Source organism: Amycolatopsis sp. NPDC043887 (assembly GCF_056435665.1).
The window spans coordinates 102,771-115,327 of sequence record NZ_JBWKEB010000003.1; the positions used below are offsets into that span (position 1 = coordinate 102,771).

12 protein-coding genes are annotated in these 12,557 nt (G+C 68.4%); 3 read left to right on the forward strand and 9 right to left on the reverse strand.

Annotated elements, in window-relative coordinates:
* The first annotated feature begins 81 nt into the window (after window positions 1-81).
* Window positions 82-837, forward strand: coding sequence for a carbon-nitrogen hydrolase family protein (locus AC069H_RS09975; protein ID WP_478232004.1), 756 nt, complete (start codon window positions 82-84; stop codon window positions 835-837).
* Window positions 834-2,525: a flavin monoamine oxidase family protein gene (locus tag AC069H_RS09980; RefSeq protein WP_478232005.1), complete on the forward strand. Its 1,692-nt coding sequence runs from the start codon at window positions 834-836 to the stop codon at window positions 2,523-2,525. Before AC069H_RS09975 ends, AC069H_RS09980 begins: the two co-directional genes overlap by 4 nt.
* Here the strand turns inward: AC069H_RS09980 and AC069H_RS09985 are convergent.
* From AC069H_RS09985 to AC069H_RS10000, 4 genes are all read right to left on the reverse strand, one after another.
* The gene (locus AC069H_RS09985) at window positions 2,489-3,001 is read right to left on the reverse strand and encodes a VanZ family protein (protein ID WP_478232006.1); all 513 of its coding nucleotides are present in this window, start codon (window positions 2,999-3,001) and stop codon (window positions 2,489-2,491) included. The genes AC069H_RS09980 and AC069H_RS09985 overlap by 37 nt on opposite strands.
* A gap of 12 nt (window positions 3,002-3,013) precedes the next feature.
* Window positions 3,014-3,562, reverse strand: coding sequence for an isochorismatase family protein (locus AC069H_RS09990; RefSeq protein ID WP_478232007.1), 549 nt, complete (start codon window positions 3,560-3,562; stop codon window positions 3,014-3,016).
* Window positions 3,563-3,572: 10 nt separating this feature from the next.
* A complete protein-coding gene (locus AC069H_RS09995) occupies window positions 3,573-4,571 on the reverse strand; it encodes a TolB family protein (RefSeq protein ID WP_478232008.1) in 999 nt (332 codons plus the stop codon).
* Between the two features lie 174 nt (window positions 4,572-4,745).
* Window positions 4,746-5,609 (reverse strand): alkaline phosphatase family protein, encoded by an 864-nt coding sequence (locus AC069H_RS10000; protein ID WP_478224722.1) that lies wholly within the window; start codon window positions 5,607-5,609, stop codon window positions 4,746-4,748.
* Between the two features lie 346 nt (window positions 5,610-5,955).
* Here AC069H_RS10000 and AC069H_RS10005 point away from each other — a divergent pair, with 346 nt between their 5' ends.
* The gene (locus AC069H_RS10005; protein ID WP_478232009.1) at window positions 5,956-6,591 is read left to right on the forward strand and encodes a MerR family transcriptional regulator; all 636 of its coding nucleotides are present in this window, start codon (window positions 5,956-5,958) and stop codon (window positions 6,589-6,591) included.
* On the opposite strand, the gene AC069H_RS10010 is transcribed toward AC069H_RS10005, so the two are convergent.
* The 5 genes from AC069H_RS10010 to AC069H_RS10030 form a co-directional block, all read right to left on the reverse strand.
* The gene (locus AC069H_RS10010) at window positions 6,548-7,354 is read right to left on the reverse strand and encodes a serine hydrolase (protein ID WP_478232010.1); all 807 of its coding nucleotides are present in this window, start codon (window positions 7,352-7,354) and stop codon (window positions 6,548-6,550) included. The two genes, AC069H_RS10005 and AC069H_RS10010, sit on opposite strands and share 44 nt — an antisense overlap.
* Window positions 7,355-7,528: 174 nt before the next feature.
* On the reverse strand, window positions 7,529-9,127 hold the full coding sequence (locus AC069H_RS10015) for a purple acid phosphatase family protein (protein ID WP_478232011.1): 1,599 nt from the start codon (window positions 9,125-9,127) through the stop codon (window positions 7,529-7,531).
* Between the two features lie 232 nt (window positions 9,128-9,359).
* Window positions 9,360-9,629, reverse strand: a complete 270-nt coding sequence (locus AC069H_RS10020) for a hypothetical protein (RefSeq protein ID WP_340685579.1) — start codon at window positions 9,627-9,629, stop codon at window positions 9,360-9,362.
* Window positions 9,630-9,788: 159 nt separating this feature from the next.
* Window positions 9,789-11,741 (reverse strand): glycerol kinase GlpK, encoded by a 1,953-nt coding sequence (glpK, locus tag AC069H_RS10025; protein WP_478232012.1) that lies wholly within the window; start codon window positions 11,739-11,741, stop codon window positions 9,789-9,791.
* A gap of 13 nt (window positions 11,742-11,754) precedes the next feature.
* Entirely contained in the window at window positions 11,755-12,522 is a 768-nt protein-coding gene (locus tag AC069H_RS10030) for an IclR family transcriptional regulator (RefSeq protein ID WP_007033228.1), read from the reverse strand.
* Window positions 12,523-12,557: the final 35 nt, after the last annotated feature.

Below are 12,557 nucleotides of genomic sequence, written 5' to 3' on the forward strand. Positions count from 1 at the left end.
CACTGACTCGACGGTATACCGGTTTTCTGTGCAACGATTTGCCCTTATCGGTGCATCGAAACGGTGGATATCGTCGTCGGTATGAAGGTCGCCGTCCATCAGGGCTCGTCCGCCGAGCTGCCGTCCGCCGTCGCGGCGTCGGGCGCCGATCTCGTGATCGCCGCCGAGATGATCACCACCGGCTACCACATCGGCGCCCGTTCCCACGAACTCGCCGAACCGGCAGACGGTCCGACGGCGGAGCGGATGTCCACGCTGGCAAGGGAAAGCGGTATCGCACTGGCCTACGGGTACCCCGAGTCCGCCGACGGCCGCGTGTACAACAGCGTCCAGCTGATCGGCCCCGGCGGACAACGTCTGGCGAACTACCGCAAAACGCATCTGTTCGGCGATATCGACCGTGACTGGTTCGAGCCGGGCGCCGAGGCGGTCGTGCAGGCGGACCTCGGCGGTCTCCGCGTCGGCCTGCTGATCTGCTACGACGTCGAGTTCCCCGAACTGGTGCGGGCGCACGCCCTGGCGGGGACCGAACTGCTCGTGGTGCCGACCGCGCTGATGAGCCCCTACGAACTGGTCGCCGACACGCTGGTGCCCGCCCGTGCCTACGAGAGCCAGCTGTTCGTCGCCTACGCGAATCGTTGCGACACCGAACAGGAACTGAACTACTGCGGCCGTTCCTGCGTCGTCGCCCCGACCGGCGAAGTGCTCGCTCGCGCGGGCGCCGGTCCGGAGCTGATCGGCGCCGAAGTCACCCGTGACGCGCTCGCCGCGTCGCGTCTGGAGAACACCCACCTGGCCGACCGAAGGCCCGATCTGTACCGAGGACTTTCCGCATGACCTCCGCCCTCCCGACCGCGATCCACCACGACGAATCCACGGGCCGTCCGATCACCATGTTCGGCCCCGATTTCCCGTTCGCCTACGACGATTTCCTCGCCGACCCCGCCGGGCTCGGCTCGCTCCCCGCCGAGCGCCACGGCACCGAGGTGGCGGTGATCGGCGGCGGCCTCTCCGGCATCGTCACCGCGTACGAGCTGATGAGGCTCGGCCTGCGCCCGGTCGTGTACGAGATCGCCGAGATCGGCGGCCGCCTGCGCACGGTGAACTTCCCCGGCTGCCCGGACGACGTCGTCGCGGAGATGGGCGCGATGCGCTTCCCGCCGGCGTCGACCGCGCTCTTCCACTACATCGACAAGGTCGGCCTGGAGACGACACCGTTCCCGAACCCGCTGGCTGCGGGAACGCCGAGCACCGTCGTCGATCTCAAGGGGGAGAGCCACTACGCGCGCACGGCGGACGAACTTCCCGCCGTCTTCGGCAAGGTCGCGGCCGCCTGGGACAGCACACTGTCCGAGCAGGCCGCGTTCACCGAGATGCAGAAGGCGATCCGCGAACGCGACGTCAAGACGATCAAGCGGCTGTGGAACGAACTCGTGCCGAAGCTGGACAACCAGACCTTCTACGGCTTCCTCTGCGACTCGCCCGCGTTCGCGTCCTTCCGCGACCGTGAGATCTTCGGACAGGTCGGCTTCGGGACCGGCGGCTGGGACACCGACTTCCCGAACTCCATCCTGGAGATCCTGCGGGTGGTCTACACCGGTGCCGACGACGAGCACCGCAGTATCGTCGGCGGGAGCAGGCAGCTCCCGTTGCGGCTTTGGGAACACGCGCCCGAGGACATCGCGTTCTGGCCCGTGGGAACGAGTTTGAGCTCGCTGCACGGCGGGTGCCCGAACCCCGGCGTCGCCCGGCTGCACCGCACCGCGCCGAACAACATCACCGTGACCGACACCGAGGGCCGCATCCGCACCTACCCGGCGGCGGTGTTCACCGCGCAGAGCTGGATGCTGCTGTCGAAGATCGAATGCGACGAGGCGCTGTTCCCGATCGACCACTGGACGGCGATCGAGCGCACGCACTACATGGAGTCCTCGAAGGTCTTCGTCCCGGTCGACCGGCCCTTCTGGCTGGACAAGGACCCGGCGACCGGCCGCGACACGATGAGCATGACGCTCACCGACCGCATGCCGCGCGGCACGTACCTGCTCGGCGACGACCCGGACGCGCCCGCGGTGATCTGCCTGTCCTACACCTGGGCCGACGACTCGCTGAAGTGGCTGCCGCTCTCGGTCTCCGAGCGGGTCGAGGTGATGCTGCAGTCACTGAAGGAGATCTATCCGGGCGTCGACGTCCGGCGGCACATCATCGGCGACCCGGTGACCGTGTCGTGGGAGGCCGAGCCGCATTTCATGGGCGCGTTCAAGGCCAACCTGCCCGGTCACTACCGGTACCAGCACCGGCTGTTCACCCATTTCAAGCAGGACCGGCTGGAGGAGCGCCACCGCGGTCTCTTCCTGGCGGGCGACGACATCTCGTGGACCGCCGGCTGGGCCGAAGGCGCCGTCCAGACGGCGCTCAACGCGGTGTGGGGCGTCCTGCACCACTTCGGTGGCGAGACGGACCCGGCGAACCCGGGACCGGGTGACGTCTACGACGAGATCGCGCCGGTCGAACTGCCCGACTGAGCGCGGCGGTCCACCAGCCACGCCGTGCCCGCCGCGATGAGGGCACCGAGGACCGCGCCGATGGTGTTCATCAGCCAGTCGTTGGTGTCGCAGGCACGGCCGATCGCGGGCACGAGCGCCTGGAGCGTCTCGATCACGGCGGACAGCACCGAACCCGCCGCGAGCATCGTCACCGGTCGCCGGGACGCCAGCGCGGCGAAACAGACCGGCGGGAGGAACAGCGCGACGTTGGCCAGGAGTTCGACCGCTCCCAGCGTGGGCACGGAGAACTGGACGGTGCACAGGATCTCGTCGATCGTGTGCACTGTCGGCACCAAGGTCAGCGCGAAGACCGGGAGCGAGGACACCCCGGCGAGCGCCCACAGGATCCGTCGCCTGTCCACGAACAGACGGCCGAGGACGGCGCAGACGAGCGCGACCAGCAGGATCGCCACCGGCACGAGGGCGGAGTGGTCGAGCAGGAAGTTCGTGATCATGGCGGGCCGATCCTACGGGCCGGTGAACTCGACCTCCGCCGACGGCACCACGCGCACCCGCCCACCGGGATGGATCGCCGTGCTCAGAAGCAGGTTGTGCCGGGCGATGACCTGTTCGGCCGTCAGGCCCGTGGTGGGATCCCCGTCGGCGGACGGCGCGTGGCCGTCGGCGACCAGCACGACGTCCAGGCCGTGGCTCTGGGCGGCCCTGGCGGTCGCGTCGACGCAGTAGTCGGTGGCCAGCCCGGTCAGCACCACGGTGTCGACGCCCCGGTCGACCAGCAGTCCCGCCAGGCCGGTGCGGTAGAAGGAGTCGGTCGCCGTCTTGTCGATCACCAGGTCGACCGGTTCGAGACCGAGCAGCGCGCTGACCCGGGTGCCGGGCGACGCGGGATCGAAGTCGGTGCCGGGGGCGCCGATCTGCCGCAGCGCGATCACCGGAACGCCGTTCTCACGGGCTCGCCGGGCGAGTCCGGCGAGCCCGGCCGCCAGTTCCTCGCCGCGCCAGACCAGGGGAACGAGCATTTCCTGCATGTCGACGATCAGCAGCGCGGCCCTCATACGCGGCAGCCTAGGGCAGCGCGGCGGGCGACTCGGCCTCCGGGATGAGCAGCCGCGGCGTTCCGGTGCCGTCGGCGGGGACCGACCAGACGTCGGAGTGTCCTGGCGTGCGGGGGAGGGCATAGGCGACGGTGCGCTCGTCGAGCCAGGCGGGCTGGTCGTCGACGCTCCGGGTCTCGGCCAGCGCGGTCACGGTGCCGTTCGCGAGGTCGAGCACCGAGAGCCGCCAGCCCTTCGCGGGGTCGCCGTCGACGGCGGACTTGTAGGCGATGCGGGTCTCGTCGGGGGAGAGGGACGGGCATTCGACGTTGTCCCGCACGGTCCGCACGGTCCGCACGGTCCGGGCCGTCGAGTCGCCTTCGACGAGGTACCGGTGGGAGCCGGTCGACATGGTGGCGTAGAACCGGTTCGGCTGCCGGGTGAAGGTGACGCCCCAGAAGTTGACGTCGGCCGCCTTGTACGGCTTGCCCCCCACTGTCACGGCGAAGTCCTCGAGCGTGCCCTCGACGTCGCCGGTGGTGAGGTCGAGGGTGCCGGCGCGAGTGGAGAACCGGCCGCCGTTGTAGGAGTCGCCGGTGACGAACACCGTCCACGCCAGCCGCTTCCCGTCTGCCGAGACCCGCGCCCGGTTGGGCACCCCGACCAGCGGGATCTCCTGCGTCACCGCGAGACGGCGGTCGAGCACGGCCAGCTGGTAGGTGGTCAGCCCGGTTTCCGGCCGCAGGCAGATCCCGGTGCCGCCCGCCGCGTGGACCCGGCCGCAGGACACGGTCGACACCGCCCGTGCCCCGCCGGGATCTGCCGCGCTGACACTGGACACGTGGCCGCGGTCGGCGTCGGCGGTGCTGCGGAACAGCAACCGCGGGCCTTCGAGCGTGACGGCGTCGCTGGTGCCCGCCGACGCGGCGTCCTGGTTGCGCGCGCCCGCCGCCCCGACGTAGATCACGGCGGCCGCGGCCAGCGTGAGTGTTCCGGTGACGGCGATCAGGACGCGGGTGCGGGTGTTCACGGTCGTGCCTTCCTGCGGGGAGTCAAAGAACTATTGAGGTGTCCGGGTTCACTCGGCCGTGAAGGCCTCCTTCGCTACGACTCCGCCGGGTTCATGGCGTGCCTCATGGTCAAGACGGGTCGCGGGCGCCCCGCGGGCGCGTCCACAGTGGACACGCCCGCGGAGTTCACCCGATCACCGCCAGACGCTCGTGATCGGCGGCTTGTTCGCCGCGTTGGCGATGCCCGGCAGGCCGAACGCCGCCTCGATCGTGCGGAGGATCGAGTAGTGGTTGATGGATTCGCTGTAGCTGCCCGGCTTCACGTGGGCACCGACGAACGTGGTGAAGATCTGGTTCACCGACGTCCCGCTGTCCTCGTCGAAATTGACGATGAGCAGGCTGTTGTGCGTCTTCGCCCACTGCGCGTAGGCGTCGAGGTTCTTCTTCAGCCATTTGTCACCGGTGTCGACCGGGCAGTCGTGCATGTCGCTGCACAGGTCCGGGGTCACGAAAGCGACGTCCGGCAGCTTGGTGAAGTCGCTCGGGAACGACGAGAACCGTTTGTTCGCCGACGACGGCACATTGCCGAAGCTGACCCAGCTGTTGTGCTTGCGTGCGTATTTTCCCTTCGTGCAGCCGGTGTAGCCGTCGGAAGGCATGCTTTCGGCATAACCGACGAACTTCTTGCCGATCCCCGCCAGCTGGGAAGCGAGATTCTCCTTGTTCCCGAGATCCTGGCATTTGTTGCTGTCGACACCGTGCGTCGAGCCCGCGAACTGGGCGATGTAGTTCGGCTGGCTCGGGTGCGTCGTCCCGTACGCCTTGGTGAACTTGGCTCCCTGCGAGGCGAGTTGGTTGAAGTACGGTGCTTTCGAGCTGCCGCTGATCTCCTTGTAGTCCTTGTTTTCGAACATCACGAGAACGATGTGGTCGAATTGGGGCACCGCCGCCGCAGCGGGCGTGCCCGCGGCGGCGGGTGTGTCCTGATGGGACACCACCAGCGCCGTGGCCAGCCCGGTCGCGGCCACGGCCGCGACCGCGATCCGTTTCCAGAACATTGAAACCTCCTGGGGAAAAGGTTGAAACTTTGACGACCGACCGTGGGGTTCAGCGGCGCTCCGCAGGCGTCGACAGAGTCGAGACATCAGATATCTCAGGTGCATTTAAACGGCAGGGGGGTCCTTGGCCCATCAAGATCGCCTGACTGGAGCAGTCGGCGGGCGCGGAACGCCTCAAAACCGGCATTGCTTGACATGAAACCATGTAAACCGGGCGTTCACCTTGTGTTCGGGCGCGCGAACCGATCAACTTATGGCAACTCGCTGATTCAGCCGGTTGACAGTGGCGGTGCCATTGCCCCGGCTTCATGGTGCACTCATCCGACCATTGGTTAAGCTGGTCGGTGTGAAGCCCTTTTCGCCGAGACCGGCCGGATACACGATCGAAGAACTCTCCACGATCGTCGGCATGTCGGCGCGCAATATCCGGGCCCATCAGACGAGGGGCCTGCTCGCCCCGCCGGTGCGGCACGGCAGGTCCGCCTACTACGGCCCGGCCCACCTGCGGCGGCTGCGGCGGATCACGATGCTGCAGAAACAGGGCTTCAACCTGGTGTCCATCGCCGCGATGCTCGGAACGACCACAGTGGACGGCGTCGAGCGGCTGGACGCGGCGATGGCCGACATCGCCCGTGACCAGCCCTCCGTCGTCCGTTGCCTGGAGCGGCACGGCGTGCTCGGGCGGGACGATGCGGGAACGCCGTCCGTCGTGCGCCCGTCGGTTTCGCGCGCGGTGGCGGAGCTCGCCGGAGCCGGGGTGCCGCCCGCCGCTGCGCTGCGGTTCCTCGGGCAGTTCATGGACCGGGTCGCGCCGCTGGCGTGCGAGCAACTGGCCGCGCTCAAAGCCCAGACCGGCGGTATGTCGGCAGCTTCCTGGGCCTGTTTCACCGAGCTCCTGGTAAGCGCTTTCAGGGCGACCGTGGAGAACGCGGCCGAAGTCACTTTCGCAGACGGGGAGCCAGCGACACGGCCGCCGAGGTGACCGCCGCCGTCGCGACGTCGAGGCTCGTGCCGTCGGCGAAAGCGGACAGCATGACGACGATGTAGCGGTCGCCTTCACCGACGAGCCCGGTCGTGTGCGCGTCCACCGAACCCCGGCCGGCCGCCCAGCCCTGCTTCACGGCCCACGGCAGGCCGGGGAAGGCCGAGGGGATGCCGAAATGCTGGTCGAACCCGTCCGCGGCGGTGCGCGTCGCCTCCCGGAGCGGTTTGAGCACCACGTTCCGTTTGGCCTTCGGCAGGGCGAGGATGTGGCGGTAGACCGCGGCGACGTCGTCCGCTGTGGACAGTGTGTCGCCCCAGCGGCCCGGGTCGGCGGGCGGGGTGGTGTTCTTCAGACCCGCGGCGGCCATTGTCCTGGTGACGATCGCTGGCCCGCCGTTTCTGGTCCAGAGGGTGTTGGCGACGGCGTCGTCGCTTTTCGCCAGCATCCGGTGGATGTGGGATTCGTCGGTCCTGCTCGCCTTGCGGGTGACGGCGTCCAGCGCGATGAACAGTTTCACGACCGACGCCGTGCGGAATCTTTCCGAGCCCCGGTCGCCGATCACCTGCTCGTCCGACGTGCGGTCGAAGACCACGGTGGCGTCGCGTCGTTCGGGGGCCGGAAGGCTTTCCGTGCCGACGCGGAAGACCACGTAGCCGAGGATCGCGGCGATCGCCAGGAAGACGATCAGGATCGTCACGCGAAGGCGTGTTCGCCGGTTCGTGCCCGGCACCGCGATGGGCGTGGTTCGTTGGTCGAGCATGCTGCCGATGTTCAGAGGCGATCATCGTGGCCCCGTCTCGTTCATGTCATGACTCCGTAACAGCGGCCGACTACATGGAAGGCGCTTTCTCGCTTCGGGAAATGGGCCGGGAAAACGGGCGTCCACATCGGCCGATCGGCCGATGTGGACCCCTCGTCCGGTGGATGTGCCTGCTCAGGAACGCTGCACGATGATCTGATCGACCAGGGTGCCGTCGGCGCTGATCGCCCGGACGTCCATTTTGGGCGGTGTGGTGCCCGTACCCGCGATGACGTCGACCGCGACCAGGCTGTAGCCGCGGAACCGGACACGGGACCAGGTGACCTTCTTGGTGCGATCCTGGCCGTCCCGTTCCGAGTACTTCATCGGGACCGGAGTGTCGTTGGCGGTCTCATGGCCCAGGTAGGTGTCCGGCGCCGGGAATTCGGAGACGCTTCCGCCTCCGCCGCCCGCGGTGATGTAGGTCGTTCCGTCCTTGACCGGGTCGGTCGTCCCTCGCGACGGCACCTTCTTGACGGCTTTGCCCGCCCGGATGGGGTCGGTGCGTTCGTAGATGTGGTTGTGGCCGTTGAGTACCAGGTCGACCTGATATTTGTCGAACAGGGGAGCCCAGTCCTTCTGTGCACCGAGTTCGGCGCCGTTGGAATGGCAGGTGGAATACGTGCACTGGTGGCAGTAGACGACGATGAAGTCGATCGTGGGATCGGCGCGGAAGGCGGCGAGCGTCCTGCTGAGCCACTTGAGCTGCTTGCCCTTGGTGTAGTCCAGATTGGACGGACTGTTGTAGCAGACGTCGTTACCGTCCAGGCTGATCAGCCCGACGTTCTGGTAGCGCCACGAGTAGATGCAGGTGGAGCCGTCCCAGGCGTTGTCCGGCATGGTGAAACGCGCCCGCACGCCGCCGTACCCGTCCTCGGAGTACCAGCCCTCCATCTCGTGGTTGCCGAGCGCCATCATCCACGGGATCCCCGCGGTGACGGGCTCGTTCTGCACGAAGAAGGAGTCCCAGAGTCGCGCGTCGTACTGGTCCTCCTCCGGATGCCCGCCCTCGCCTTCGAGGGCGTAACTCAGGTCGCCCATGGCGAGATGGAAGGCCGGGTCGAGTCCCGCGATCAGGCTGCTGGTCGCGACGGCGTTGTAGCCCACCCCCTGGTCGCCGAAAGCGGTGAAGGAGAACGTGCCGTCGCCGCCCGGGGTGGGAGCGGTGCGGAAACTCGCCATCTCGCCGAGCCTGGTGGCGGGGTCGTAACCCTCGTGGCCGACGACGTAGTAGTACGTGGTGTTGGGCAGGAGCCGGTCGATCCGGGCGTGGAGGTAGTACTGGGTGATCGACTTCGGGCTGTTCGGCGGGACTTCCTCGACCGGGTGCTGCCACGACATCTGGCTGGTCAGCGCCCTGACCTCGGCTGGGATGGGCGGGCTGAAGTCGCCGGGGGCCGTGCCTATCCGGACGAACGGCGCGGTCACCGCCGCGGGAACCTGCCACGAGACCACGACCTGCTGCGACGGGTCGGCCCCGTAGGCGATATGCCGTCCGAACGGACGCAGCGCCGATCCCGCGACCTTGTCGGCGTTGAGCAGCACGGTCGGTCCGGGGGAGGCCGCGGCCGATCCGGGGAGGAGGACGCCACCGGCGGCGAGTGCCGCGCCGCTCACCGCGCCCACGCGGAACAGGGTCCGCCGCGAGTACTGATTGACGAACTTGTCGTGTTTCTCGGCCAGACTGAGCCGACGATAGGCTTGAGACCTGCTGTTCCGCGGAGTTACGGCCATGAAATCGAAGTTAAGAAGGCTTCTTAACCAAGTCAATACGCGGATGGTTCTTCCTTGACCGGCTGCATGGAACCGTGCAAGGAACTTCGGGCATAGGGGATGTATGCGCCGATCTCGCGTGATCAGAGACGTAACTCGCGTGCTTGGAGACGTAACTCGTGAGATCCGCCTTCAATCACGTGAGTTCCGTGTCTGATCACGCGAGTCACGGATTCCGGGCCGTGACCGGCGGTCAGACCAGTTCGGAGGAGACGACCGAGGTCAGCCCGCGCAGCCTCTCCAGCAGCGGCTCGACCTCATCGGCGTCGATCAGGACCGCGCAGGTCATGGTGCTTTCGCGGACCCCGTCGCGGACATCGACGGACAGGTCGTGGACCAGGCAGCCGAGCGCCTCGACCAGGCCAGGGATCTGCTCGACGCCACCGACGAAGTAGGTCGCGATCCGGCGGCGGACCAGCATGGACGAGCGAGGTGCGGGGATCTGGAACGAAACAGCGGACATCGTGGACTCCAAGGGCGGGAAACGTACAGGCCATGGAGGGCCAGGTCCCGGAAGATGCCCCGTATCGAGGGGTCGCCGGAATGCGCGCCGGCGACCTGGTTCAGCCGGCGCGCTTGACTACGAGTCGAGTCCAGCGGCGCACGGCGACAGGGTAGCACGTCACGAGAGGCGCAGCCGGGAGCCTTGCTCGCGGACGTGCGCGGCGGAGCCGCAGTCGAGGTCCAGCTGCCGCTGCCGTTCGGCCACGAACGCCCGGCCGAGGCCGGTGCGGTCCGAAGTGGACAGCGTGCGCCGGAGGTCGTTCAGCAACCCGCGTTCCTCTGCGCGGATATGCGCGTCCACAGAATTCTCCAGTACCACCAAGGCCTTCTCGGGGTCGGTGGATTCGAGCACGGTCAGAAGCTCGTCCGCGAGCCCGCGCTCCGTCGCATCGGGACGGACGATCCGTTCGGTCGCGGTGGCATGGGCGACCAGCGCCGCCGAGAGCTCCGCGATCAGCGCCGGACGGTCGGCCTCGTCGTTACGGAGATCCCGGAACAGCTGTTCGATCCGGCGGTGATCGGCCAGGACGACCTCGACCAGGTCGGAGCCCGGGGGAGCGGCGGTCGGACCCGGGCGCATCCAGCCGAACGTCAGTTCCACGGCCTGGCGCCAGTGCGAGTATTCGCTGTCGCGGCGGGCGGGGTCCATCTTCGGCAGCCACTGTCCCGCACGGTGCCAGTTCCGGCGGAGGCCTTCCAGGTCCGGCCAGTACCCGACCGACAACCCGGCTGCGTACGCCGCGCCCAGCGAAACCGTCTCGGCGACCATCGGGCGCACCACCGGCACGTCGAGGACGTCGGCGACGAACTGCATCAGCAGGTTGTCGGCGGTCATGCCGCCGTCGACCTTGAGTGTCGACAGCGCGAGCCCCGAATCGGCGTTCATCGCGTCGACGACCTCACGGGTCTGCCAGCCCGTCGCCTCCAGGACGGCCCTGGCCAGGTGCCCCTTGGTGATGTACGAGGTCAGCCCGGCGATCACGCCGCGCGCCTCGCTGTGCCAGTGCGGCGCGAACAGGCCCGAGAACGCGGGCACGATGTAGCAGCCGCCGTTGTCCTCGACCGTCCGCGCCAGTGTCTCGATCTCGGGAGCGCTGCCGATCAGTTCGAGCCCGTCGCGGAACCACTGCACCAGCGATCCGGTGACGGCGATCGACCCTTCGAGGGCGTACACGGCGGGCTCGTCGCCGATCTTGAACCCGACGGTGGTCAGCATGCCGTGGGTCGAGAGCACGGGCGTCGGGCCGGTGTTGAGCAGCAGGAAGCTGCCCGTTCCGTACGTGCACTTCGCCTCGCCGGGCGCGAAGCAGGTCTGGCCGAACAACGCCGCCTGCTGGTCGCCGAGCGCCGCCGCGATCCGGATCCCCGGCACCACCCGTGACGTCGTCCCGTACACCTCGGTCGACGGCCGGATCCGTGGCAGCATCGCGCGCGGGACGTCGAAGAACTCCAGCAGTTCGTCGTCCCACGACAGCGTCCGCAGGTTCATCAGCATGGTGCGCGAGGCGTTGGTGACGTCGGTGACGTGGACGCCGCCCTCGGGCCCGCCGGTCAGGTTCCAGATCAGCCAGCTCTCGACCGTCCCGAACAGCACGTCGCCGCGTTCGGCGCGTTCCCGCAGGCCAGGAGTCCTTTCGAGCATCCACCGGATCCGCGGCGCGGAGAAGTACGTGGCCAGCGGCAGCCCGCACAGCCGCCGGACGCGGTCGGCGCCCGGCTCGCGGGCGAGTTGTTCGAGCATCGAGTCGGTGCGGGTGTCCTGCCAGACGATCGCGCGGCCGACCGGGTTGCCGGTGTGCCGGTCCCACAGCACCGTCGTCTCGCGCTGGTTCGCGATGCCGAGGCCGACCACCTGCGCCGGTTCGACGCCGGCGTCGGCCAGCGCCTGCGGCACGATCCGGCCGACGTTGCGCCAGATCTCGGTCGCGTCGTGCTCGACCCAGCCCGGCCGGGGGAAGTGCTGCTGGTGTTCGCGCTGCGCGACCGACACCAGCCTGCCGCGCGCGTCGAACAGGATGCACCGCGTCGAGGTGGTGCCCTGGTCGATCGACATCACGTAGCGCTGGACCACGCGAGCACCTCCATCACCATCGGGACGCGCCGAGATCGCGGGAGACCGCCCGTGCCGCGTCGCGCACGTGGCCGAGCAGCCGCGGGATCGGGCTGCCGTCGGCTTCACAGATCCGTTCCGTCGCGCCGGACACCCCGATCGCGCCGACCACGATGCCGCCGTGGCCGCGGATCGGCGCCGCGATCCCGGCCTCGCCGGTGATCATCTCGCCGTTCTCGCTCGCCCAGCCCGCCTCGCGCACCTTGCCACAGGCGCGTTTGATCGCGGTCTGGGTGACCAGGGTCCGGCGGGTGTAGGCCTCCGGCTCGCCGGTGCGCAACGATGCCACGAGACCGGTGTCGTAGGCCAGAAGTACTTTTCCGAGCGCGGTCGCGTGCAACGGCAGAAGCGTGCCGACGTCGAGGGTCTGAAGGCTGTCGTCGGGCCGGAACACGTGGTGCACCACCAAGACGCGGCCTTCCAGCGGTGCGCCGATCCGGACCGCTTCACCGCTGCGCGCGGCCAGCGCGTCGGCCCAGTTGATCGCGCGCGACCGGAGTTCGTTGACGTCGAGGTAGCTCGTCCCGAGATGCAGCAGTGCCGCGCCCAGTTGGTATTTCCCGGTGTCCCGGTCTTGTTCGACAAAGCCGACCCCTTGCAGGGTGCGCAGGATCCCGTGCGCGGTTCCCTTGGCGAGTTCGAGGGAATCGGCGATCTCGCCGACGCCGAGACGCCCCGAACCGCGCGCCAGCAACCGCAGGATCGCGGCGGCGCGCTCGATGGACTGGATCGGACCGGGCACGGCTCAACCGTAGCCCGACCGGCCCTGATTCGACA

Bases quoted from the DNA above. Each gene is read 5' to 3' on its own strand.
- AC069H_RS09975 (WP_478232004.1), top strand. From the start codon at position 82: ATGAAGGTCGCCGTCCATCAGGGCTCGTCCGCCGAGCTGCCGTCCGCC.
- AC069H_RS09980 (WP_478232005.1), top strand. From the start codon at position 834: ATGACCTCCGCCCTCCCGACCGCGATCCACCACGACGAATCCACGGGC.
- AC069H_RS09985 (WP_478232006.1), bottom strand. From the start codon at position 3,001: ATGATCACGAACTTCCTGCTCGACCACTCCGCCCTCGTGCCGGTGGCG.
- AC069H_RS09990 (WP_478232007.1), bottom strand. From the start codon at position 3,562: ATGAGGGCCGCGCTGCTGATCGTCGACATGCAGGAAATGCTCGTTCCC.
- AC069H_RS10000 (WP_478224722.1), bottom strand. From the start codon at position 5,609: ATGTTCTGGAAACGGATCGCGGTCGCGGCCGTGGCCGCGACCGGGCTG.
- AC069H_RS10010 (WP_478232010.1), bottom strand. From the start codon at position 7,354: ATGCTCGACCAACGAACCACGCCCATCGCGGTGCCGGGCACGAACCGG.
- AC069H_RS10015 (WP_478232011.1), bottom strand. From the start codon at position 9,127: ATGGCCGTAACTCCGCGGAACAGCAGGTCTCAAGCCTATCGTCGGCTC.
- AC069H_RS10020 (WP_340685579.1), bottom strand. From the start codon at position 9,629: ATGTCCGCTGTTTCGTTCCAGATCCCCGCACCTCGCTCGTCCATGCTG.